The organism is Caballeronia sp. (assembly GCF_028292365.1).
Classification (GTDB): domain Bacteria; phylum Pseudomonadota; class Gammaproteobacteria; order Burkholderiales; family Burkholderiaceae; genus Caballeronia.
The window spans coordinates 1-22,875 of sequence record NZ_JAQGMM010000140.1 but is presented as its reverse complement, the minus strand read 5'-3'; the positions used below and the strand labels follow the sequence as shown (position 1 = coordinate 22,875).

Sequence of the window (22,875 nt, the reverse complement as noted above, 5' to 3'; positions counted from 1 at the left end):
TAACGTTGCATGATGATTTCGAACCGTGAGCCAAACAATTGGGTAAATCCATGAACCGAATCAAACCGGGCCTTCAAACGGACGTGCCTGCAACGACTGGCGACGCGTCTGAGAAGTCAGATGCAACAGATCCGTCAGATGCGCTGTTTAATCAGTCGTTGGAGAAGGGCATTGCAGTGCTGCGCGCGTTCAGTGCGCAGCGGCGGACGATGACGCTTCCGGAGGTGGCGGAGGCAACGTCGATCACGAAGAGTTCGGCGCAGCGGATGATCTATACGCTGGAAAAACTGGGGTATGTAAAGAAACATCCGCGCACGAAGCGTTACCAGCTTGCGGCGAAGGCAATGCAGATTGGCTTTAACTATCTTGCCGCGGATACGTTGATTGATGTTGCCAATCCGTTCCTGTCGGAGCTGACGAATGTAACGGGGGAGACGACCAACTTGACGGAGCCGGACGGGGTCGAGATGGTCTATGTCGCGCGCTTTGTGTGTACGAAATTCTTGCCGATCCACATGCCGATTGGCAGTCGCATCCCCATGTATTGCACTGCGTCAGGGAGGGCTTATCTGGCGGCGTTGCCGGAGGACGAGTCACGTGCGCTGCTGGAGCGGAGTGAGCGGGTGACGCACACGCAATACACGGTGACGGATCTTGGCGAGATTGATTCGCGGCTGGCGCAAGCGAGGCTTAGCGGGTATGCGTCGAACAGGGAAGAGTTGTTTATTGGCGATATGACGATTGCAGCGGCCGTGGTTGACGGGGAGCGGCGGCCGGTGGGATCGGTGCATGTTGTTGCGCCCACGAGCCGCTGGACGCTCGCCGAAGCAGAGCAACGCCTGGCGCCGGCAGTGATTGATTGCGCGCGCGGAATCAGCAATTCGATCCGCACTCTGGGATAGGATTTTCGTTCGCACTCCACCAACAGAACCCCTCGACCGGGTGCGAACGAAAGCAAGCTTTCTTCAATACCCCGGCGGCGGCGGAGGCGGCATTCCGGGCGGCGGTGGCGGGGGCGGCGGCTGCGTCGAATAAACGCCTTGCGGCGGCGCTGCGCTCATCATGCGACCACGCATTGGCACCCGATTACCGCTCGCATACATGCACTGCAGATATGCGTAGTCGTAGCGCCGCTGCACGTCATAGGCCGAACCTTGCGCGTTAGACGCACCAAACATACTGCCGGCCAGCAAGCCGGCGCCCGCACCCACGGCTGCGCCCGAACCGCCACCGAACGCCGCACCTGCCGCGGCGCCCAGCGCCGTACCGACCACCGCACTGCCCACCGCGCTATTGGTCGTGGATTGATTGGCCTGGTCACCACCCACCTGTCCATACGCAAACTGACGACACGAGCCGTCATCCGCGCGGAACTGGTCGAAAGTCTTGCCAGTGCCGGGAAGGGCCATCACGCTCGGTCCCGAAGGCACTACGGCGCAACCGCCCAGAATGCCCAGCGAAACCCCCATCGAAACGAGTAATGCAAGTCTTGGATACTTCATGACGCTTTGACCTTCCGTTCAAGGGTTACTGAGAGTTGCCTGGCTGCGGCGCCACGGGACGCCAGCCGGCCGGGCATTCCTTCACATACGGGTAATACGATTTCGATGCCTCGCAGTAGTACCAGGAACCGCCTTGCTGTCCGGAGGCATCGGCCGACGGCCCCGGACCCTGCGCGGGTTCTTGCACCTGTCCCTGTTCGACATAATTGACCGGCGGAGGCGCCGGTACGGCCACGACTGGCGGATAAGCGTAAGGGTAGTAATACGGAACCGGCGCGACCGGGTAGTAATAGGGCAGCCCAACCCCCACACCCACAAAAACCCGTGCATTCGCCGGCGCGCAAATACAGGCCGCGGTTACTGCCACCGCCGCCAGCGGTAGCCAAGAATTCAGGCGTTTCACGACATTTCTCCCAACCTGGTTTGATGACACGCTCCCCGTCCCTTTTACCGTAAGCAGATATTGGACCGTCTCGCGATCCACTGAATTAAAGGAGCACAACTGAACGCTAATTCAGTTGACCACGAAGTGCCATTACAGACGTTACGCGTCATTTTTCCGATCGTTACAAAACTACCTTTAACGCGCTTATTCGAAAGATATTTGACAGCGTTAAGTAATATGTTTTTGGCGAAAACCAGTCGAAAAATCATCTGTCATTCCGCGCGCCGGCAAGAGGATGCAGGTATTCATCCCAGCGGCCCTGCGGCATGGCTCTTATGGTTGAAAACGATTACCTCGCCCGATAATTCCCGATGCGGAGTGTTGTTTACATGAGACGCCGAATCGTGTTCAGGCACAAGCGGGCGCCCGCGAACGTCTGTGCGCGCGAATGGCGGCGCTAATGGCGACTGGATCGAAGAGGAGGTGCTGATGCAGCGACTAACGCTGCTGTGGGAGAAGCAAAACCGCGACGCTTCTTGCCGCCGGTAAAAAAGCGGCGGGCGACGGGAGCGCGAAGCCGGACAAAGCTGCAGCGCAGCAGTGGTTCCGGTCGCGCCATGACGGGTTTGCCCGCTGTCCACGAACCAGTGAACCGCGGACAGCCGGTGTCAAAGCCAAGCGATCCCGCTTACTGCCGTGTTCCCGCCCTGATCGCCTCGGCGAACCGCTTGATGTAGACCGGCGACGCGTCGCTGATTGCCCAATACACCATGCCGTCCTGACGCCACTCGACCAGCGAATAACCATCGGTGGATTGCGTCGTCAGAGGCGTGGACGACGACGCGGTTTTGCCATCGCTTTTGCCATGGTCATCAGGGAAGACATACAAGTCGATCGGATGCTTCAAGTACCTGTAGATCATGACGGCAACGGGGCGATGATCCACGTAATCGAGCCGGCCGCCGACCAGCGGGAAGCCTTGAGCCTGGGGATCGACCACGGGCGGTGCATAGTCAATGCGCCCGTTGAACCAGGGCTTGACCGTATGCTGGTCGCTCGACAGCACGTCCATCGGGCGCTCCGATATCAACGCCCGCACATGGCTCGAAACGATCTCCTGTTGCAGGTCACCGCCACGGGGTGGCTGCTGGGTCCAGAGCAGCGTCATGAAGACCAGCGAACACAAGCCGATCCCTGCCACTCCTCCGCCAATGAACGGCAGTCCTGACATGCGCCAAGACCAGTTCCAGGGCGACGGACTCTTCCTCGCTGTTTCAGCTTTCAACCGGGCTTGCACCTGCGAACGCAAGGATTCCGGAGCCCGTTCGTAAAGCGAGCCGTCGCGCAGCTTCTCAGCGAGCGTTACATCGGACGATAAATTAGATCTAGTTTCCACGCTTGGACTCCTCAGGACCGGCGGGTGGTGTTTTGACCAGGCGGATCGCCTGCTGTTCCGGCCCGCCCTGCGCCGCTCTTACAGCCGTGCACAACAGGCGGCGTGCACGCGAAAGCCGCGACATGACTGTCCCCATGGGTATCCCCGCCACCGCCGCCACGTCCTTGTAGCTCATGTCTTCCAGCTCGCGCAACACGATCACCTCGCGATATTCAACCGGCAACGTAGCCAATGCGCGATGCACGAGTTCGGTCTCGTCCTGTCGCACGGCCAGCTTCTCCGGATCGTCGCCGCTTTCATCGGCCCAGCCGGGGAGCTGATCGTTGACATTGAGCGAGTCGTCGTAGGGCGTGGCATCAGCGCGGTTATGTTGCCTGCGCCACTCGGTGAACCACGTGTTGCGCACGATCGCCAGCAGCCAGGCGCGCGGATTGTCGCCCTCGTAGCCATCGAAGAAACGAAAGGCTCTCAGGAAGGCTTCCTGCACGACATCGTCGGCATCCGTAGGACTACCGCTCAACCAGCGGGCAAGGTTATACGCCGCGTCCAGATGCGGCAGCATCACCGCGTCAAAGCGATCCGGCGAGGGCTTCGCCATCGGTACTCTCCCTGGCAACCGATGTTGCCGCGGAACGTAATGAACATGCGCCACGCGCTCATGCGAATGACGGGTCGCCGGTCGGCGGATATTGCGGTACCGCAACACCACGAGGCAAGATGCCGGCTCTCAACTGACCTTACCGGTCGGCTTCCCGATTTATTCCCGATTATGCGAGTCTGGCGAAAAAATGTACCGGGAATAAACCGCCGGACGCCCGAGTTTGGTGGACATGGGGCAATGCACACATACCGTGCATACCCGTTTTGTACACCCATCCACCAGGAGCCGTTCATGCCCGACCTCGACAAGAAAATCCTCCCCCCGGAACCCCTCACGGAACACGGCGCCAGACGGCGCACCGCACTGACGTGCATGGCATGGGCCGGTGCGGGCATGCTATGGACCATGAACGGCGGCGTGCCGGGTTCGAAGCTGATAAGCGGCACTGCGCAGGCGGCCGAAGTTAACCGTCATGCGTTCAGTTTTGTGCAGATCAGCGACAGTCACATCGGCTTCAACAAGGACCCGAACGTCGACCCGACGAGCACCTTGAAGGAAGCCGTCGACAAGATCCGCACGAGCTCGGAAAAGCCCAGGTTTATCATCCACACCGGCGACATCAGCCACCTGTCCAAGCCCGACGAGTTCGACACCGCCACGCAGGTCATCAAGAGCGCCGGTCTCGACGTGCACTACGTACCTGGCGAACACGACGTGCTTGTCGATGACGGCGGTTCGTATTTCGAGCGCTTCGCCAAACCCGCGGACCCCAAGTGGTACAGCTTCGACCAGGGCGGGGTGCATTTCATCGGATTGACCAACGTGCTGGATCTGCGCGGCGGCGGCCTGGGATTTCTCGGCGATGAGCAACTGGCGTGGCTGAAGAAAGACCTGCAGGCACGCACGAGCAGCATGCCAATTGTGGTGTTCGCGCATATCCCGCTCTGGTCTTTGTATCCGCAGTGGGGCTGGGGCACCGATGACAGCGCGCAGGCGTTGAGCATGATGAAGCGTTTCGGCTCGGTCACGGTGCTCAACGGTCACGTGCATCAGGTCGCACAAAAGGTTGAAGGCGAGATCAGCTTTTACTCCGCGTTGTCGACCGCCTTTCCGCAGCCGGCGCCGGGCACGGCGGCAGGTCCTGGTCCGATGAAAGTCCCCGCCGACACGCTACGCAAGATGCTGGGCGTGCGTTCGGTCAACTATGTCCCGGGCAAGGCCGAACTGGCCGTTGTCGACACGCGGCTCAGCGTATGAGCGCCAACTTGAACAAGCGGAGAATAATGATGACAATGCCAGCGCTTCGGCGTGTGGGGGTGGTTAAGCAGGTGGCCAAGCGGGCCGCTAAAATGATTGCCGCCTTGTGGATTGCAACGGCGCTGGTGGCTGCACCCGCATTCGCCGCCAATACAAAGCCGGCCACTGTAGTAATCGACAATTTTTCGTTTAGTCCTGCTCAGTTGTCGGTTGCAGCCGGGTCGACCGTGACCTGGGAGAATCATGACGATATGCCTCATACCATCGTCAACGATGCAACGCCACGCGAATTCAAGTCGGCGCCGCTCGATTCCGGAGAACACTTTTCACAGACGTTCACGAAGCCCGGCACGTACAAGTATTTCTGTTCGATCCACCCGCATATGACGGGCACGATCGTTGTGAAATAGTAGGGACGAATGTGGGCTATTGCCGGCTATTGCTGCAAGCCGAGCCGATACCACGTGACCTGCCGGTACGGTTCACCAGGGCGCACGATCACGCTGCCCGCATCCGCCATGTTGACCTGATTCGGGAACGCGCCGGCCTGGAGGCACAGGCCGGCGTGTTTGCCGTAACGCCGTCCATGCCGTCCCACGATGCCATCGAGATGATTGCCGGTGTAGAACTGAACACCCGGTGCGTTGGTACCCATCGTCAACTCTCGGCCACTGCCGGGGTCGTACAGCCGCACGACGGGTTTGAGCGTTTTACCGTTTTCACCCACGACATAACAGTGATCGAAACCGCCTGCACGCGCGAGCTGATCGTGCGGCCAGTCGAGCCGTGCGCCAAGCGGAGCACTTGCGCGGAAATCGAACGCATGGCCCGCGACCTGCGCGCGGCCTTCGGGGATCAGCGCGTCGTCGACTTCGAAGAACGTGTCGGCATCGATTGAAATCACATGGCCGCGGATATCGGCGGTTTCGTCGCCCGACAAGTTGAAGCACGCGTGGTTGGTCAGGTTCAACGGCGTAGGCGCATCCGATACGGCTTCATACGCGAGCGTCAGCGTGCCTTCGTCGTCGAGCGTGTAGCGTAACGTGGTCGATACATTGCCGGGAAAACCCGCGTCGCCCTCCGGCGACTCATGCGTGAGGACCAGTCCGCCATCCACTTCCTGCGCGTCCCATAGTGCGCGATGAAAGCCCGCCGCACCGCCATGCAGCAGGTTGCCGCCCTCATTGCGATCAAGCGAATAAGCAACGTTGTCGAGCGCGAAACGCGCGTTCTCAATGCGGTTTGCCCAGCGTCCGATCACGCCTCCCAAATAAGCATGGCCCGCGAAATATTCGGCGGGCGTGTCGTGACCCAGCAGGACATCGGCCACGCGTCCCGCGCGATCGGCGGTATTCCACGAGACCAGCGTCGCACCGAGATCACTGATTGCGACGCGCATGCCATGCACATTACGCAGCGTGAACAGGCGCGCAACATCGCCGCCGGGCAACTCTCCCCAGCGTTCAACACTGACGCGCACGGAGCCTGGACGGAGAGGGGTGGGCATATCGGCTAGGTTCATAAAGAGCGGGATCAGCCGGGTTGTGCACAGGGCGCAACCGGCAGGCGCTCCTGATATTCGCGCGGCGTGCAGTCCAGCTCGCGACGGAACACGGCGTACATGTATTGCAGCGAAGTGAAGCCGCAGCGAATGGCCACTTCGGCGCTCGATAAATCGTGACGCGCGAGGAGTTGCTTCGCGATATCGAGTTTGTGATTCAGGATCTCCTGATGCACGGTGCAGCCGAGTTCGCGGCGGAAGTGATCCTCCAGCGACGAGCGCGACACGCCCACGTAATCGGCCACTTGTTCGGTCTTGATGCCTTGACACCCGTATTGCCGGATATAGTGGCGCGCACGCATGACATAGGGGCTCGAGACCGGTTGATGCTTTGTCGATTCAAGCACGTTGATGCCCACCGGCGGCACAAGAATGCGCCTGCCGTGAAAGCGCGCGCCGCCCAGCATCTGGTGCAGCAGATGTGCCGCGGTCCGGCCCATTTCCTCGGTTCCCTGGATCACGGAAGACAGTGGAATGCGAGTAAGCGAGCGAGTCAGCGGATCGTTGTCTATGCCGATGATGGCCACTTGCTCAGGCACGGGAATACCCGATATGAGGCACGCCTGCAGCAGATGCCGCGCGCGGGCATCGGTCACGGCGATCACGCCCACGGGCTTCGGCAGACTCTCGAGCCACGAGGTCAGTTGCGCGCTTGCCTGACTCCAGACCGGCGCGCTGGTCGGCAAACCGCGATGAATATCTGCTTCCAGCCCGTCGGCTGCGAGCAGCGCCTTGAAGGCCAGTTCACGTTCCTGCGCCCAGCGGTTTTCGGGCGCTTCAGGCAGGCTGTAAAGCGCGAAACGCTGCAAGCCGGCACCGATCAGATGCGTGTACGCAAGCGACATCAGCTTCGCGTTGTCGGTTGCAATATACGGCAGCCTCGCTGGATAACACGCGGGGTCCGCATAAGACGACCCCACCGCGACCACGGGCAGTTGCGAATCGCCGAGTGCTTCGGCGACAGCCGGATCGTCGAAATCCGCGATGATGCCATCGCCTTCAAAACGTTCGATGCCATTCAGGCGACAGCGAAAATCCTCTTCCAGGAAAAGGTCCCATGCGACACGCGTGGATAGCAAATAATTGCCTATGCCGGTAATGACCTCGCGGTCATACACCTTGTTCGCGTTGAACAGCAGCGCGATCCGGTGCGACGCCTGAGCGGTCTGTGGTCGTGTCATCGAACTCCGGACGAGTGCATATCGTGGCGCAGGGCCACGATATGCCCGTCGTCTCCGTTGCAGCGCAATATGCGCCTGTTTTTTACGGGGTCTTTTTAGCGTTTGCTGATTCTAGGCGCGCGCACCAGACAACCGCCAGCCTGATTATTACTTACCTGAAGAAACACCATGAGCGCTGGCGGATTTCGCAATTGCCCACAGCGCGACGATGCTGGCAGCATGGTGTCACATTAAAAAGAAGGAGACGCCATGTCATATTTCGAACATTTGCCGGCCGTGCGGTATGAAGGCCCAGAGTCCAACAATCCTTTTGCCTATCGTCATTACGATCGCGACAAGCTGGTGCTTGGCAAGCGCATGGAGGATCACTTGCGACTGGCGGTCTGTTACTGGCATACGTTCGTATGGCCCGGCGTGGACATGTTCGGGCAGGGCACCTTTCACCGGCCGTGGCAGCAACCCGGCGATCCAATAGAACGAGCCCACGTAAAAGCCGATTCGGCGTTCGAATTCTTCTCGAAACTGGGCGCGCCGTATTACACCTTCCATGACACAGACGTGTCACCTGAAGGTGACAGCATCAAGCACTACGTCAACAACTTCAAAGGCGTCACGGACTATCTGGCGGCCAAGCAGGAAGAGACGGGCATCAAGCTGTTGTGGGGGACGGCGAACCTGTTCTCGCATCCGCGCTACGCAGCCGGCGCAGCTACCAATCCGAACCCCGAAGTGTTTGCGTTCGCGGCCACCCAGGTGTTCCAGGCGCTTGAGGCCACCCATAGGCTTGGTGGTGAAAACTATGTGTTGTGGGGCGGCCGGGAGGGGTATGACACGCTGCTGAATACCGATCTCAAGCGCGAACGGGACCAGCTTGGGCGCTTCCTCAACATGGTGGTGGAGCACAAGCACAAGACGGGTTTCAAAGGCGCTTTGCTGATCGAACCGAAACCCCAAGAGCCGACCAAGCACCAATACGATTACGACGTCGCGACGGTCCACGGTTTTCTCGCGCAGTTCGGGTTGCAAAATGAAATCCGCGTGAATATTGAAGCGAATCACGCAACGCTCGCGGGACATTCGTTCCACCACGAGATTGCGACCGCTTACTCACTCGGCATCTTTGGCAGCGTCGACGCGAATCGCGGTGATCCGCAAAACGGCTGGGACACCGACCAGTTTCCGAACAGCGTTGAAGAGCTGACGCTGGCGCTGTATGAAATCCTGCGACATGGCGGCTTTAGCAGTGGCGGCATGAATTTCGATGCTAAGGTACGGCGCCAGAGCGTAGCGCCCGAGGATCTGTTCTTTGGGCACATAGGCGCAATCGATGTCATAGCCATCGCGCTTGAACGGGCGGCCACGCTGGTTGAGAACGACAAGCTTGCCGAGTTCAAGACCCAGCGCTACGCGGGTTGGGACACGGAATTTGGCCGCAAGATACTCTCTGGCGGTTACTCTCTTGAATCGCTGGCCATGGATGCGCTAGGACGCCGTGTGAACCCTCAGCATGTGAGCGGGCAACAAGAGCAACTCGAAAATATCGTCAACAGGGCGATATACAAGTAAGCAGTAGCAAGTAATCAGTAAAACCGACGACCGCGAACATCGATTCGCGGCGCAAGCAGTAGATTCCGCCGACGTCCCTTCTCTCGCACATGCGTTGCCCTGACCCGCCGCGCAGGAGACGTATCGGCCCGTCAACCATAAAAAAGGAGTGAGACATGAAGTCTGTAAAACGCCGTGCCGTACTCGGGACGCTGGTCTGTGGAGCGATGTTCGCCACGTTGACCGTGCTTCCTACCCTGGCTCATGCGAGCAAGGACAAGCCTGAAATTGGCTTCTGTATTGACGACCTGCGGGTCGAGCGCTGGTCGCGCGACCGGGATTACTTCGTGGCCGCTGCCACGAAGCTGGGCGCCAAGGTATCCGTCCAATCCGCCGATGCCAGCGAAGAACGGCAGATATCGCAGATTGAAAACCTGATCTCGCGAGGCGTTGATGTCATCGTGATCGTGCCGTTCAATTCGAAAACCCTCGGCAATGTGGTGGCCGAAGCGAAGAAGGCGGGCATCAAGGTGGTGTCGTATGACCGCCTGATCCTGGACGCGGATGTGGACGCCTATATCTCGTTCGATAACGAGAAGGTCGGCGAAATGCAGGCGCAAGGCGTGTTCAATGCCCAGCCTAAGGGTAACTACTTCATGCTCGGTGGCGCACCGACCGACAACAACGCGAAGATGCTGCGTGAAGGGCAATTGAAGATCCTGAAGCCAGCCATTGATCGCGGCGACATCAAGATTGTCGGCCAGCAATGGGTGCCGGAATGGAGCGCTGCGACCGCGCTGCGCATCACGGAAGATGCACTCACGGCGAACAACAACAAGATCGACGCCATTGTTGCGTCCAATGACGGCACGGCGGGTGGCGCCATCCAGGCGCTGGCCGCGCAACACCTTTCGGGCAAGGTGCCTATCTCCGGACAGGATGCCGACCTGGCGGCAGTCAAGCGCCTGGTGGATGGCACGCAGACCATGACCGTCTATAAACCGCTGAAGCTGATTGCGGGTGAAGCGGCCAAACTGGCGGTGGACCTGGCGAAAGGGCAGCAACCGGCCTATAACGCGAAATACGACAATGGCAAGAAGCAGGTCAACACAGTGTTGCTGCAGCCGACGCTCCTGACCAAGAGCAATGTCGACACCGTGGTGAAGGACGGCTTCTATACGCAGGCCCAGTTGGCAGGGAACTAAGCACTCTGCTGCGTCATGCCGGGCGTGAGGGCCGCTTGAGTTGGGGCCTTCACGCTGATTCACTGTCCAGGATAAAAACCGCATGGCAAACGCGCTGCTGGAAATGCACGGCATCGTCAAGACGTTTGGCGGTGTGAAGGCGCTTGATGGTATTGACCTCGTGGTCTCGCCCGGGGAATGCGTGGGTTTGTGCGGCGAAAACGGCGCAGGCAAATCGACGCTGATGAAAGTGTTGTCCGGCGTCTATCCGCACGGTACGTGGGAAGGAGAAATTCTCTGGGAAGGCAAGCCTTTACAGGCATCGACTATCCGCGAAACAGAGGATGCCGGCATTGTCATCATCCATCAGGAATTGATGCTGGTGCCGCAGTTGTCCGTGGCGGAGAACATCTTCCTCGGCAATGAAATCACGCTGAGCGGCGGCCGGATGAACTACGCCGCAATGTATCAGCGCGCCGACGAATTGCTGCGTGAGCTGAACATCAGCGGCATCAACGTGGCTCAGCCGGTGATGAATTATGGCGGCGGCCATCAGCAACTGATCGAGATTGCCAAGGCGTTGAACAAGCGCGCGAAGTTGCTGATCCTCGATGAACCTTCGTCGTCATTGACGGCGAGCGAAATCCGCATCTTGCTGGACATCGTGCGCGACTTGAAAAAACGCGGCGTGGCGTGCGTGTATATCTCGCACAAGCTCGACGAGGTGGAAGCGGTCTGCGACACCATCACGGTGATCCGCGACGGTAAGCATGTCAGCACGCAGCCCATGAAAGACCTGAGCACGAACAGCATCATTGCGATGATGGTCGGCCGGGAGATCAAGAACCTGTTCCCGCGTGAGCCGCACGAGATTGGCGAAGTGATCTTCGAAGCGCGCCACGTCACCTGTTTTGATGTGACCAATCCCCGGCGCAAGCGCGTGGACGACGTCTCGTTTTCGCTGCGCAAAGGCGAAATTCTCGGCGTTGCCGGACTGGTCGGCGCGGGGCGGACCGAACTGATGCAGGCGATCTTCGGCGCGTATCCGGGCGTCAGTGAGGCGGAGGTTTATCTGAACGGCAAGCGCCTCAAGATCAAGACCCCGGCCAACGCGATCGATGCCGGTATCGGCATGGTGCCCGAGGACCGCAAGCGTCACGGCATCGTGCCGCAACTGGGTGTGGGACATAACATCACGCTGGCCGTGCTGAACCGTTTTGCGAAGGGCGGCCGCATAGATTCCGCTGCCGAACTCGACACGATCCATACAGAAATGAAGCGGCTCTCCGTGCGTGCCGCCACGCCAATGCTATCTATTGCCAGCCTCTCCGGCGGCAACCAGCAGAAGGCCGTGCTGACCAAGATGCTGCTCACCGACCCGGAAATTCTTATCCTCGATGAACCCACGCGAGGAGTAGATGTCGGCGCCAAGTTCGAGATCTACAAGCTCATGTTCGCGCTGGCCCGGCGCGGCGTGTCGATCATCGTGGTGTCGTCGGAATTGAATGAAGTGCTAGGCGTGAGTGACCGTGTGCTCGTGATAGGCGAAGGCCAACTCCGTGGCGACTTTATTAATGAAGGGCTCACGCAAGAACAACTCCTGGCGGCGGCCATTCGCGCGACCCCACAAACAAACTCTTTTCAAGCGAGCGTCGCATGACTCCTGACGTCACCTCGTCGCCTAAACGCAGCGCCACTGGCAGCTCGAGCAACACATCCGGGCAGCGCTTCAAGCAGCTTTTCACGCGATACAAGTTGCTCGCGTTGCTGCTCGCGGTAAGTGTCATCTGGATCTTCTTTTCCTTCCTCACCGATGGTGCGTTTGTCACGCCACGCAATCTGTCGAACCTGCTACGGCAAATGTCGATCACCGGCATGCTCGCATGCGGCATGGTGTTCGTGATCATCTCGGGAGAGATCGATCTCTCGGTCGGCTCGTTGCTTGGTTTGCTCGGCGGCGTGGCCGCCATTCTCGATGTCTCGCATCACTGGCCGATCCAGTTCACCGTGCCGGCGGTCATGCTGCTCGGCATTGCAATCGGCATGTTCAATGGCTGGTGGTCGACTTATCTGCGGGTGCCGTCGTTCATCGTCGGGCTTGGCGGCATGCTGGCGTATCGGGGTGTGCTGCTCGGTGTGACTGGTGGTTCGACGATCGCGCCGGTGTCCAGCAACCTGGTGTTCATCGGCCAGGGATATTTGCCGGGCATGGCGGGCAATGCGCTTGCTGTCGTGCTGTTCGCGTTGCTCGTTACGCTGACCGTGCGCCAGCGTCAGAACCGTCTGCGTTACAAGCTCCCGGTCGTGCCGCTGTGGCAGGACGGCGTGAAGATTGTGGCGGCGGGGCTCGTGCTGGTCGCGTTCGTGACCACGCTGAACCGGTACGGCGGTATTCCCGTACCCGTGTTGCTGCTGCTCGCGTTGCTCGGTATTTTCACCTATATCGCCACGCAGACCGTGTTCGGCCGGCGCATTTATGCAGTCGGTTCAAACCTCGAAGCAACGCGTTTGTCGGGCGTGAATACGAACCGCGTGAAGCTGATGATCTTCGCGTTGATGGGCCTGATGTGCGCGCTTGCCGGACTCGTCAACACGGCGCGGCTGGCGGCCGGGTCGCCATCGGCGGGAACGATGGGCGAGCTCGACGCCATTGCCGCGTGCTTTATTGGCGGGACTTCCATGCGCGGTGGTTCGGGGACCGTCTACGGCGCATTGATCGGGGCGCTGGTCATGGCAAGCCTGGACAATGGCATGTCCATGCTGGATGTGGATTCGTATTGGCAGATGATCGTGAAGGGCGGCATTCTCGTCCTCGCGGTGTGGATCGATGTCGTGTCGGGCTCTAATCAGCGTTAGTGTCAGGGTTTCCGCGGACGGTGCTTCTCGCGCTCAAGTGTCACAAAACTTGGCGCATAATTCGAGCACCGAACGCGCCAGATCCGGGAGACGACATGCTGACCAAGAGCGAAGAACGCGTTGCGCACCTTCTCACCGATGTAGTCGACTTTGCGCGGGGACGGCTTCCAGAGCCCGCGTTCAATGTCGTCGAACCGCTCCTGAGCCACTACTACGAGCTTGCGGACCCCGAAGACGTCCAGAGCCGCGATATAGCCGATCTCTACGGCGCGGCCATGGCGCACTGGCAGACGGCGCAGAAATTCACGACGGGCCGCGAAGTCCTGCGGGTCTACAACCCCAACCTCGAACAGCACGGCTGGCATTCCGATCACACGGTGGTCGAGATCGTCAACGACGACATGCCGTTCCTCGTCGACTCCGTCACCATGGCGGTCAACCGTCTTGGTCTCGCGATGCATTCGGCAATTCATCCGGTGTTCCGGGTCTCCCGCGACGCAAGCGGGGCGATCACGCGTATTGCGCTGGGTCACGTCGACGGTGGCGATCCGCAATCGCGCCTTGAATCGTTTATCCACTTTGAAGTTGACCGCTGCGGCGAAGCAGCAAAGCTCGATGAGCTGCGCAGCGACATTGCGCGTGTGCTCGGCGACGTACGTGCATCGGTGGAAGACTGGCCGAAGATCGTTGAGGTCGCGCGTGCAACCATAGGTGAAATGAAAGCGCGCGAGACCAATGCGGACGGTGTGGAGGCACGCGCGTTCCTGGAGTGGATGGTGGCGGATCATTTCACCTTCCTCGGACACCGCGACTACGAACTCATTACGCAAGATAGCGGTTTTGCGCTACGCGGTGTACCGGGCTCCGGTGCGGGACTGTTGCGCGAAAGCCTGCGCCCGCCTTCAGCCGATAACACCACGCCATTGCCTCCTGCCGCTGCTGCCATCATCAATGGCTCCGCGCCGATCTTTCTCACCAAGGCGAATTCGCGGGCGACCGTGCATAGGCCGGGTTATCTGGACTACGTTGGCGTGAAGCGCCTTGGCGCGGATGGCAAGGTGATCGGGGAGCGGCGGTTTATTGGCTTGTACACCTCTACCGCGTATCTGGTCCCTACCTCCGAAATTCCGATCGTGCGGCGCAAATGCGCGAACATCATCAGGCGTGCCGGCTTTCTGGCGAAGGGGCATCTGCATAAATCGCTAGTGACCGTGCTCGAACAATATCCGCGCGAAGAACTCTTCGAAGCGGATGAAGACGACCTGTTCGATATCGCACTCGGCGTGCTGCGTTTGCAGGAGCATCAGCGCACACGGCTATTCGTGCGACGCGATCGGTTCGACCGCTTTGTTTCATGCCTTGTGTTCGTGCCGCGCGACAAGTTCAACACGGACCTGCGCAAACGCATCGCGAAGGTGCTCATGGAGGCGTTCAACGGCAAGAGCATCGAGTTCACGCCTCTGTTGTCAGAGTCTCCGCTCGCGCGCATCTATATTACGGTGCGCTCGGATAAAGGCACGATCCCCGAAGCCGATACGCGCGAACTCGAGCAGCGGATCGTGCAGGTCGCGCGCCGCTGGCAGGACGATCTCGCGGATGCGTTGATCGACAGCTTCGGCGAGGAGCAGGGCAACCGGCTTTTGAATCGATACGCGGATTCGTTCCCGGCGGGTTATCGCGAGGATTATCCGGCTCGCACGGCGGTACGCGACATCGAATTGATCGAGCAAACGCAAGTGAGGGCGGGCGGTCTCGCGATGAGCCTTTACAGGCCGATTGAGGCCGGGCGCCGGGCGTTTCGCTTCAAGGTGTACCGGGTGGGTGACCCGATTGCGCTGTCGCATAGCCTGCCGATGCTGGAGCACCTTGGCGTACGCGTGGATGAAGAACGGCCGTACCGGATCGAACCGCTGGGCGCGCCGCACGCGTGGATACACGACTTCGGCCTGGAGCTTGCCGACGACGTGGAGTTCGATATCGATCGCGTCAAGGAGTTGTTCGAGAACGCGTTCGCGAGCGTCTGGACGGGTGAAGTCGAGAACGATGGATTCAACAGACTGGTGTTGCGTGCGCAACTCGGCGCCCGTGACGTGACGATCCTGCGTGCTTACGCGAAGTATCTGCGGCAAGTAGGGTCTACATTCAGCGACGCCTATATAGAACGCGCGCTCACCGGCAACCCGATGATCGCGCGCAAGTTGCTTGAACTGTTTTTGGTGCGCTTCAATCCGGCGCTTCCCGGGACGGCCGGCGATAACCCACAAAGTCGTGAACTTCGCGACACCCGTACGCAACACGTGCTGGCCGACATAGAAGCCGCGCTCGACAACGTCCCGAATCTCGACGAAGACCGCATCCTGAGGCAGTTCCTGGGCGTGATCAACGCGACCGTACGAACCAATCACTTTCGTAAGGATGACGAAGGTAGGTCCAGGGCTTACTTGTCATTCAAACTTGATCCGTCGATGGTGCCGGGTCTGCCTGAACCCAAGCCGATGTTCGAGATCTGGGTCTATGCGCCGCGCGTCGAAGGTGTGCACTTGCGAGGCGGCAAGGTGGCGCGAGGCGGCTTGCGATGGTCGGATCGGCGAGAAGATTTTCGCACTGAAGTCCTCGGCCTCATGAAGGCGCAGATGGTGAAAAACACCGTGATCGTGCCGGTAGGATCGAAGGGCGGCTTTGTGGTGAAGAACCCGCCGCCGGTCACGGACCGCGAGGCGTTCGCGCGTGAAGGCGTGGCGTGCTACCAGATGTTCCTGCGTGGTCTGCTCGACGTGACGGACAACCGCGTGGCCGGCGTTATTGTGCCGCCGCCGGACACCGTGCGCCATGATCCCGACGATCCCTACCTTGTTGTCGCCGCCGACAAAGGCACGGCCACGTTCTCCGACTATGCGAACGCCATCGCACGCGAATACGGTTTCTGGCTCGACGACGCGTTTGCTTCGGGCGGTTCGGTGGGCTACGACCACAAGAGAATGGCGATCACCGCGCGCGGTGCGTGGGAATCGGTCAAGCGCCATTCGCGCGAGATGGGCGTGGATACGCAGACGACCGATTTCTCCGTGGTCGGTATTGGTGACATGTCAGGTGATGTGTTTGGTAACGGCATGCTGCTCTCGCATCATATCCGCCTGATCGCGGCGTTCGATCATCGCCATATCTTCCTCGATCCGAACCCCGATACCACCGCGAGTTTCAACGAACGCGAGCGGCTGTTCGCGCTGCCGCGATCGAGCTGGGCAGACTACGACACGACGCTGATTTCGGCCGGTGGCGGTGTGTTCCCGCGCACCGCGAAAACGATCGCGCTGTCGCCGCAGGTCCAGGCCGCGCTTGGCGTGACAGCCACGACGCTTGCACCAAACGAATTGATCCGCGCGATCTTGCTGGCCGATGTGCATTTGCTCTACAACGGCGGCGTGGGAACGTACGTCAAGTCGACGCGCGAGACGCCTGCACAGGTCGGCGACAAAACTAACGACGCCGTGCGCGTCAACGGCTCCGAACTGCGCAGTAAGGTAGTAGCCGAAGGGGGAAATCTTGGCGTGACGCAGCTCGGCCGGATCGAATACGCACAGCATGGCGGCCGCATCAACACGGATGCCATCGACAACTCCGCAGGCGTGGACTGCTCCGACCACGAAGTAAACATCAAGATCCTGCTGGGCTTGGTCGTTGCCGACGGCGAGATGACTGAAAAGCAGCGTAACGCGCTGCTTGCCGAGATGACCGACGAAGTCGGCTTGCTCGTTCTGAACGACAACTACGCGCAGACGCAGGCGTTATCGATTGCGAACCGCTATGTGGCGGAGATGCTCGACGGTGAGGCGCGGCTGATGCGCTGGCTAGAGCGCGCAGGGCGGTTGAAACGCAAGATCGAGTTCCTGCCATCGGATGAAGACATCGCCGAACGTCAGGCGGCAAAACTTGGGCTCACGTCGCCCGAGCGCGCAGTGTTGCTGGCTTACAGCAAGATGTGGCTCTACGACGAACTTCTCGCCTCCGATGTTCCCGAGGACGTGCTTGTCGCAGGCATGCTGCCTCACTATTTTCCGCTGCCCCTGCAGGCGCGTTACAGCGAGCCGATGCAACGCCATCCGCTCAGGCGCGAAATCCTCGCCACGCACCTGACAAATGCGCTGATCAACCGGGTCGGCTGCACTTTCGTGCATCGGCTGATGGAGGAGACCGATGCGTGTCCGAGCGAGATCGTGCGTGCCTGCATCATGGCGCGCGATGTATTCGATCTGAACGAGATCTGGCGCAATATTGACGCGCTCGACAATCGTGTAGCGGACGAAGTGCAGGCGAAAATGTTCATCGATGTCGTGCATTTGCTGGAGGGCGCGACGCTCTGGTTCCTGCGTCATTTGAAGGTATCGACGCAAGAGGAGGCTGGTCTCGCGACTGAGCGTGTCGCGCGCTGTCGTGAAGCTGCTCAGAGGCTTGCGCCGCAGTTGCCGCATTTACTGCCTGCCGACGAACTCGATGGATGGACCGAACGGCGTCGCGTGCTGGAGGAGGCGGGGGTTGAGGGTCCGCTAGCGGCGCTCGTGGCGAGCGGCGAGTTATCGACTGCGGTGCTGGATAGCGCTGAAGTTGCGGCAAGTTGCGACCGTAGCCTCGAGACCGTCGCGAGCGTTTATTTCGCCATAGGCACGTTGTTGAACTACAGCTGGATCGCCGAGCGAGCGATGGCGTTGCCCGCATCCACTCATTGGGACTTGCTCGCGCGGGCGGCTGCTTTGGAAGAACTGGCTCGACTGAAGCGTGCGTTGACAATCAGTGCGCTCGAACAAACCCGCGATATCGATACACCCGAGGGAATCGTTGAAAACTGGCGGTCCAGAAGAGAAGCCGCGGTCCAACGTTACGCGCGTTTGCTGGCGGAATTGCGCGCGACAAGTGGCGCGAGTCTTTCGATGCTGCTGGTGGTGGTCCGTGAGATAGCGACGCTGGAGCGAGCGTAGCTGCATGGGCTGGAGTCTGATAGACATGACTCCAGCCCGGCAAACTCAAACTGTCCAGTCCAGAATCACCTTGCCGCTCTGGCCTGAAAGCATGGTCGCGAAGGCTGCTTCATAGTCGTCCACCGCGAAGCTGTGCGTGAGGATAGGGGAGAGATCGAGTCCGCTCTGCAGCATGGCGACCATCTTGTACCAGGTCTCGAACATCTCGCGGCCATAGATGCCCTTGATCTCCAGCCCTTTGAATATCACCTGGGTCCAGTCGATCGCCATGTGCGCAGGCGGGATGCCCAGCAATGCAACCTTGCCGCCGTGATTCATCGCTTCGAGCAAGCCTGTGAACGCGCTCGGGACGCCGGACATTTCCAGCCCAACGTCAAACCCTTCCATCATGTGCAGCTCGGCCATGACGTCGCGCAGTGACGTCTCGGACACATTCACCGCTCGCGTTGCACCCATTTTGCGTGCAAGGTCCAGCCGGTAATCGTTCACATCGGTGATCACCACATTGCGCGCACCCACATGCCTGGCAATGGCCACCGCCATGATGCCGATCGGTCCAGCGCCCGTGATCAGCACATCCTCGCCGACGAGATTAAACGACAGCGCCGTATGCGTCGCGTTGCCGAACGGGTCGAAAATAGCGGCGAGGTCGTCGGAAATTTCCGGCGGAATCTTGAACGCATTGAATGCCGGAATGACGAGGAATTCGGCGAACGCACCGGGACGATTCACACCCACGCCCACCGTATTGCGGCAAAGATGCCGACGTCCCGCACGACAGTTCCTGCAGAATCCGCAGGTGATATGACCTTCACCCGACACGCGGTCGCCGATGGCGAAGCCACGCACTTCCTGCCCCATTTCCACGATCTCACCAACGTATTCATGACCCACATGCATGGGCACGGGAATCGTCTTCTGCGCCCATTCATCCCACTTCCAGATATGGATGTCGGTGCCGCAGATCGCCGTGCGCGTGATGCGGATCATGACGTCGTTATGCCCGACTTCAGGCTTCTTGACGCGCGTCAGCGTCAGCCCCGGGCCACGTTCCAGTTTTGCGAGTGCTTTCATGATTGTCCGATGTGTCCCGATGTTTCAGATGATGCCCAGTGAACGGCCGACGCGCGCAAACGCATCCACCGCGCGATCGATCTGCGCCGGCGTATGCGAGGCGCTCATCTGCGTGCGGATACGGGCACGGCCTTTCGGCACCACGGGAAACGAAAACCCTATGACGTAGACGCCTTCATGCAGCAGCGCGTCTGCCATGCGCGACGCGACCTGGGCGTCGCCCAGCATCACCGGGATGATCGGATGTTCACCGGGCACGAGCGTGAAACCGAGCTTGCTCATGGCGTCGCGGAAACGGGCGCCGTTGGCGCGCACACTGGCGCGCAACCGGGCGCCTTCGTCGCTCGCGAGCAGTTCGAGCACCTTGAGCGTGGCGGCGGCAATGCTGGGTGTCAGTGTGTTCGAGAACAGATAGGGGCGCGAGCGCTGCCGCAGCAACTCGACAATCTCACGGCGTGCAGCCACATAACCACCGGACGCGCCGCCCAGCGCCTTGCCCAATGTGCCGGTGATGATGTCGATGCGAGACAGCACGCCGCAATGCTCCGGCGTGCCGCGTCCGTGCTCGCCGATAAAGCCGACTGCGTGCGAGTCATCGACCATCACCAGCGCACCGTATCGATCGGCGAGGTCACAGATACCGGCAAGATTCGCGATGATGCCGTCCATCGAAAACACGCCGTCGGTGGCGATCAGCTTGAAGCGCGCGCCCGCAGCATCGGCTTCGCGAAGCTTTGTCTCGAGGTCTGCGAGATCGTTGTTCTTGTAGCGGTAGCGCTTGGCCTTCGACAAACGCACCCCGTCGATAATGCTCGCGTGATTGAGTTCGTCGCTGATGATGGCGTCGGACTCGTCCAGCAAGGTTTCGAACAGGCCGCCGTTTGCATCGAAGCAACTCGAGTACAGGATGCAGTCGTCGGTTTGCAGGAAGGTGGCAAGCGCTTGCTCGAGTTCCTTGTGAACAGTCTGCGTACCGCAAATAAACCGCACTGACGCCATGCCGAAACCGTCGCGGTCGAGGCCTTGTTTGGCGGCTTCGATCAGGCGGGCGTCGTTGGCAAGACCGAGGTAATTGTTCGCGCAGAAGTTCAGCATTTCGCTGCCATCCGCCAGGCGAATGTCGGCCGATTGCGGACTCGCGATCACGCGCTCGGACTTGTAAAAACCGTCGGCGCGAATTTGATCGAGCGTACTGCGCACATGCTCAAGATAAGAATCATGCATGGATCATGCTCCAAAGTAATACGACGACCGCATACGTATGACCGCACGGCAACGCCGTTTCGATGCTGCGGCTGCCAGTATGAAGGAAAATGCCATTCGCGCGAATATTCGCGGACACTGAAATGCAGTTGGCACCCTTCACATGACTGAACGCCGGTGACGAGAGATACGCCGCGGTGCCAACGAGCCATTCGGGTTTGCCCCAGCGTTGCGAATCACTCCAGCGCGACCCCGCGCAACTCTGGAATCAGAAAGAGTGTTGCCAGCAGATCGAGAATATAGATCGACGCCAGCAAGGCGATTGCCGTGCCGAACGAGTAATGCGTGGCAAGCGCCCCGATAACGAGCGGACCGAATCCGCCAACCGCGCGCCCGATGCTCCACAGTACGTTCTGCGCGGTGCTTCGAGCGTGCGTTGGATAGAGCTCGGCCATCAATGCTCCGTAACCGCCCATCATCCCGTTCACGAACAAGCCCATGAAAATGCCACCGATCAGCAGCGCATTCGGGGTGCTGAGCGTCGAGTAGACGAACACCATGACCAGTGCGCCGACCTGATAACCGATGAAGGTCGGCTTGCGACCTATCCGGTCCGCAAGCTGGCCGAAGATCCAGATGCCGGCGAGCATGCCGAGGATCGATGCACCGGTCCAGATTGCCGACTTGGTGAGCGTGTAGCCGAACATCTTCGAAAGGTAAGCGGGCATCCATACGATCAAGCCGTAGTACCCGAAGTTCTGAACTGAGCAAAGGATGACGACGCCAATGCTATGTTTGGTCGTGGTCTTGTCGCGGAACAGGGTCTTGATTGGGAACTCGCGTTTCTTCGCTGCGTTCGCACGCACGAACAGTTCGGATTCGCCGATAGCCTTGCGGATCACGAACGACCCCACTGCGGGAAACAGGCCGACCACGAACATACCGCGCCAGCCGATATGCGGCAGCAACAGCGGCGTGACCACGGCCGCCGCGAGGACGCCCACTTGCCAGCCCATGCCGACATACGACGATACGCGGCCGCGTTGGTCTGCCGGCCATGCTTCGATGGCAAGCGCCATGCCGATACCGAACTCGCCGCCTAGCCCGATGCCTGCAATAAACCGGTAGACGAGCAGATCGCCATACCCGGTTGCAAACGCGCAGAGGCCAGTGAAGAGCGCAAACAGCAGGATGGTGTAGGTCAGCACGCGAACGCGGCCGAGGTAGTCGCTCAATATGCCGAAACCGATGCCACCGACGACCCCGCCAGTGAGCGTCCACGTAACCAGCGATCCGGCTTGAGCACTCGTCAGGCCCAAGTCCGTGGAAATCAGGTTCAGCATGAAGCCGAGGATGAGCAGATCGAAGCCGTCCATCGCGTAGCCTGAAACCGCTGCGACCAACGCTCGAACAGGGCTGTGCGCGCCAACCGCGGAAGGCGCGCTGGCGTGGGCCGGCACGTCGAGCGGTTCGGCGCGCTCTTGCTTGTAGCTTGTCATGAAGGATGGGCTCCGGGCGAGTGGCAGTGACCGGCCAATGCACTCTGGTTTCGAGCCGCGTCTGCTCGTGAGGCGGCGGCGCGCCTCTCGCCAATTCGCTCGACGATCAAGCCATGAACTCGAAGCCTGGTGTTAGCCCGTGATGATACAGCGCGCCGTACGCGATCAAAAAAGCGTACGGCCGTGGCATGAATGGTGATGTAACCGAGAGACCAGCAAGCAAACGCGAGGCATCATGCTGGCGCCAGGCGTTGGCTTGTAGAGCCGGCCCCGCGCTGCAGGACCGATAACGAAACGCTTTTACTTCACCACCACCTTCACGTCGAAGTATTTCGAACCGAGCTTGTCGATAGTGCCGTCCGACTTCAGATCCGTCAGCGCCTTATCAAGGGCATCTTTCAGCACGTGGTTATTCTTCGCCACGCCAAAACCCACACCCGCGCCGAGCAGCTTTTCATCGACCACAGCAGGTCCGGCGAACGCGAAGCCCGCACCCTGCGGTGTCTTCAGAAAGCCCTTGGACGCCGCTTCTGCATCCTGGAACGCCGCATCCAGACGACCGGCTGCGAGGTCCGCGTAAACCTGGTCCTGCGCCTGATACGACACGACGTCGATACCAGCCGTCGCCCACCTGGCCTTCGCGTAGGCTTCCTGGATC

Annotated in this window: 18 protein-coding genes; 8 read left to right on the top strand and 10 right to left on the bottom strand. The window is 60.0% G+C overall.

All coding sequences use genetic code 11. The features are described from left to right. The first annotated feature begins 50 nt into the window (after positions 1 to 50). Positions 51 to 902 (top strand): IclR family transcriptional regulator, encoded by an 852-nt coding sequence (locus tag JWR14_RS08625; protein ID WP_299704509.1) that lies wholly within the window; start codon positions 51 to 53, stop codon positions 900 to 902. A gap of 63 nt (positions 903 to 965) precedes the next feature. Here the strand turns inward: JWR14_RS08625 and JWR14_RS08620 are convergent, their stop codons facing one another. From JWR14_RS08620 to JWR14_RS08605, 4 genes are all read right to left on the bottom strand, one after another. Continuing rightward, positions 966 to 1,502: a YMGG-like glycine zipper-containing protein gene (locus JWR14_RS08620; RefSeq protein ID WP_299704507.1), complete on the bottom strand. Its 537-nt coding sequence runs from the start codon at positions 1,500 to 1,502 to the stop codon at positions 966 to 968. Positions 1,503 to 1,527: 25 nt separating this feature from the next. Beyond that, complete coding sequence (locus tag JWR14_RS08615; protein WP_299704544.1) at positions 1,528 to 1,878, bottom strand: hypothetical protein; 351 nt, start codon at positions 1,876 to 1,878, stop codon at positions 1,528 to 1,530. 697 nt (positions 1,879 to 2,575) lie between these two features. After that, positions 2,576 to 3,283 carry an anti-sigma factor gene (locus tag JWR14_RS08610; RefSeq protein WP_299704504.1) on the bottom strand — a complete coding sequence of 236 codons (708 nt, stop codon included), beginning with the start codon at positions 3,281 to 3,283 and terminating at the stop codon, positions 2,576 to 2,578. Further along, positions 3,273 to 3,881 (bottom strand): RNA polymerase sigma factor, encoded by a 609-nt coding sequence (locus JWR14_RS08605; RefSeq protein ID WP_299704501.1) that lies wholly within the window; start codon positions 3,879 to 3,881, stop codon positions 3,273 to 3,275. The genes JWR14_RS08610 and JWR14_RS08605 overlap by 11 nt, the downstream gene beginning before the upstream one ends. Before the next feature lie 294 nt (positions 3,882 to 4,175). On the opposite strand from JWR14_RS08605, the gene JWR14_RS08600 reads away from it, so the two are divergent. Together JWR14_RS08600 and JWR14_RS08595 are read left to right on the top strand one after the other, a co-directional pair. Continuing rightward, positions 4,176 to 5,141 carry a metallophosphoesterase gene (locus JWR14_RS08600; RefSeq protein WP_299704498.1) on the top strand — a complete coding sequence of 322 codons (966 nt, stop codon included), beginning with the start codon at positions 4,176 to 4,178 and terminating at the stop codon, positions 5,139 to 5,141. 26 nt (positions 5,142 to 5,167) lie between these two features. Continuing rightward, positions 5,168 to 5,551, top strand: a complete 384-nt coding sequence (locus JWR14_RS08595) for a cupredoxin family copper-binding protein (protein WP_299704495.1) — start codon at positions 5,168 to 5,170, stop codon at positions 5,549 to 5,551. Positions 5,552 to 5,577: 26 nt separating this feature from the next. On the opposite strand, the gene JWR14_RS08590 is transcribed toward JWR14_RS08595, so the two are convergent. Continuing rightward, entirely contained in the window at positions 5,578 to 6,648 is a 1,071-nt protein-coding gene (locus JWR14_RS08590; protein WP_299704492.1) for an aldose epimerase family protein, read from the bottom strand. Positions 6,649 to 6,674: 26 nt separating this feature from the next. Then, positions 6,675 to 7,883: a DNA-binding transcriptional regulator gene (locus JWR14_RS08585; RefSeq protein WP_299704489.1), complete on the bottom strand. Its 1,209-nt coding sequence runs from the start codon at positions 7,881 to 7,883 to the stop codon at positions 6,675 to 6,677. 249 nt (positions 7,884 to 8,132) lie between these two features. Here JWR14_RS08585 and xylA point away from each other — a divergent pair, with 249 nt between their 5' ends. The 5 genes from xylA (at position 8,133) to JWR14_RS08560 (ending at position 18,441) form a co-directional block, all read left to right on the top strand. Continuing rightward, positions 8,133 to 9,449 carry a xylose isomerase gene (gene xylA / locus JWR14_RS08580; RefSeq protein ID WP_299704486.1) on the top strand — a complete coding sequence of 439 codons (1,317 nt, stop codon included), beginning with the start codon at positions 8,133 to 8,135 and terminating at the stop codon, positions 9,447 to 9,449. 155 nt (positions 9,450 to 9,604) lie between these two features. After that, complete coding sequence (xylF, locus tag JWR14_RS08575; protein WP_299704483.1) at positions 9,605 to 10,633, top strand: D-xylose ABC transporter substrate-binding protein; 1,029 nt, start codon at positions 9,605 to 9,607, stop codon at positions 10,631 to 10,633. Between the two features lie 82 nt (positions 10,634 to 10,715). Continuing rightward, positions 10,716 to 12,272: a D-xylose ABC transporter ATP-binding protein gene (gene xylG, locus JWR14_RS08570; protein WP_299704480.1), complete on the top strand. Its 1,557-nt coding sequence runs from the start codon at positions 10,716 to 10,718 to the stop codon at positions 12,270 to 12,272. Continuing rightward, on the top strand, positions 12,269 to 13,468 hold the full coding sequence (locus JWR14_RS08565) for a sugar ABC transporter permease (protein ID WP_299704477.1): 1,200 nt from the start codon (positions 12,269 to 12,271) through the stop codon (positions 13,466 to 13,468). Before xylG ends, JWR14_RS08565 begins: the two co-directional genes overlap by 4 nt. A gap of 95 nt (positions 13,469 to 13,563) precedes the next feature. Continuing rightward, positions 13,564 to 18,441: an NAD-glutamate dehydrogenase gene (locus tag JWR14_RS08560; RefSeq protein ID WP_299704474.1), complete on the top strand. Its 4,878-nt coding sequence runs from the start codon at positions 13,564 to 13,566 to the stop codon at positions 18,439 to 18,441. A gap of 45 nt (positions 18,442 to 18,486) precedes the next feature. On the opposite strand, the gene tdh is transcribed toward JWR14_RS08560, so the two are convergent. The 4 genes from tdh to JWR14_RS08540 all read right to left on the bottom strand — a co-directional run. After that, entirely contained in the window at positions 18,487 to 19,515 is a 1,029-nt protein-coding gene (tdh, locus tag JWR14_RS08555; protein WP_277045441.1) for an L-threonine 3-dehydrogenase, read from the bottom strand. Positions 19,516 to 19,539: 24 nt separating this feature from the next. Beyond that, the gene (locus tag JWR14_RS08550) at positions 19,540 to 20,739 is read right to left on the bottom strand and encodes a glycine C-acetyltransferase (RefSeq protein ID WP_299704466.1); all 1,200 of its coding nucleotides are present in this window, start codon (positions 20,737 to 20,739) and stop codon (positions 19,540 to 19,542) included. A gap of 215 nt (positions 20,740 to 20,954) precedes the next feature. Further along, positions 20,955 to 22,217 carry an MFS transporter gene (locus tag JWR14_RS08545; protein ID WP_299704464.1) on the bottom strand — a complete coding sequence of 421 codons (1,263 nt, stop codon included), beginning with the start codon at positions 22,215 to 22,217 and terminating at the stop codon, positions 20,955 to 20,957. A gap of 300 nt (positions 22,218 to 22,517) precedes the next feature. Next, positions 22,518 to 22,875, bottom strand: a 358-nt coding sequence (locus JWR14_RS08540; RefSeq protein WP_299704461.1) for a transporter substrate-binding domain-containing protein, incomplete at its 5' end; no start/stop codon positions are given.

Bases quoted from the DNA above. Each gene is read 5' to 3' on its own strand.
- xylF (WP_299704483.1), top strand. From the start codon at position 9,605: ATGAAGTCTGTAAAACGCCGTGCCGTACTCGGGACGCTGGTCTGTGGA.
- JWR14_RS08585 (WP_299704489.1), bottom strand. From the start codon at position 7,883: ATGACACGACCACAGACCGCTCAGGCGTCGCACCGGATCGCGCTGCTG.
- JWR14_RS08595 (WP_299704495.1), top strand. From the start codon at position 5,168: ATGATGACAATGCCAGCGCTTCGGCGTGTGGGGGTGGTTAAGCAGGTG.
- xylG (WP_299704480.1), top strand. From the start codon at position 10,716: ATGGCAAACGCGCTGCTGGAAATGCACGGCATCGTCAAGACGTTTGGC.
- JWR14_RS08550 (WP_299704466.1), bottom strand. From the start codon at position 20,739: ATGCATGATTCTTATCTTGAGCATGTGCGCAGTACGCTCGATCAAATT.
- JWR14_RS08590 (WP_299704492.1), bottom strand. From the start codon at position 6,648: ATGCCCACCCCTCTCCGTCCAGGCTCCGTGCGCGTCAGTGTTGAACGC.
- JWR14_RS08605 (WP_299704501.1), bottom strand. From the start codon at position 3,881: ATGGCGAAGCCCTCGCCGGATCGCTTTGACGCGGTGATGCTGCCGCAT.
- JWR14_RS08625 (WP_299704509.1), top strand. From the start codon at position 51: ATGAACCGAATCAAACCGGGCCTTCAAACGGACGTGCCTGCAACGACT.
- xylA (WP_299704486.1), top strand. From the start codon at position 8,133: ATGTCATATTTCGAACATTTGCCGGCCGTGCGGTATGAAGGCCCAGAG.
- JWR14_RS08560 (WP_299704474.1), top strand. From the start codon at position 13,564: ATGCTGACCAAGAGCGAAGAACGCGTTGCGCACCTTCTCACCGATGTA.
- JWR14_RS08600 (WP_299704498.1), top strand. From the start codon at position 4,176: ATGCCCGACCTCGACAAGAAAATCCTCCCCCCGGAACCCCTCACGGAA.
- tdh (WP_277045441.1), bottom strand. From the start codon at position 19,515: ATGAAAGCACTCGCAAAACTGGAACGTGGCCCGGGGCTGACGCTGACG.
- JWR14_RS08620 (WP_299704507.1), bottom strand. From the start codon at position 1,502: ATGAAGTATCCAAGACTTGCATTACTCGTTTCGATGGGGGTTTCGCTG.
- JWR14_RS08565 (WP_299704477.1), top strand. From the start codon at position 12,269: ATGACTCCTGACGTCACCTCGTCGCCTAAACGCAGCGCCACTGGCAGC.
- JWR14_RS08545 (WP_299704464.1), bottom strand. From the start codon at position 22,217: ATGACAAGCTACAAGCAAGAGCGCGCCGAACCGCTCGACGTGCCGGCC.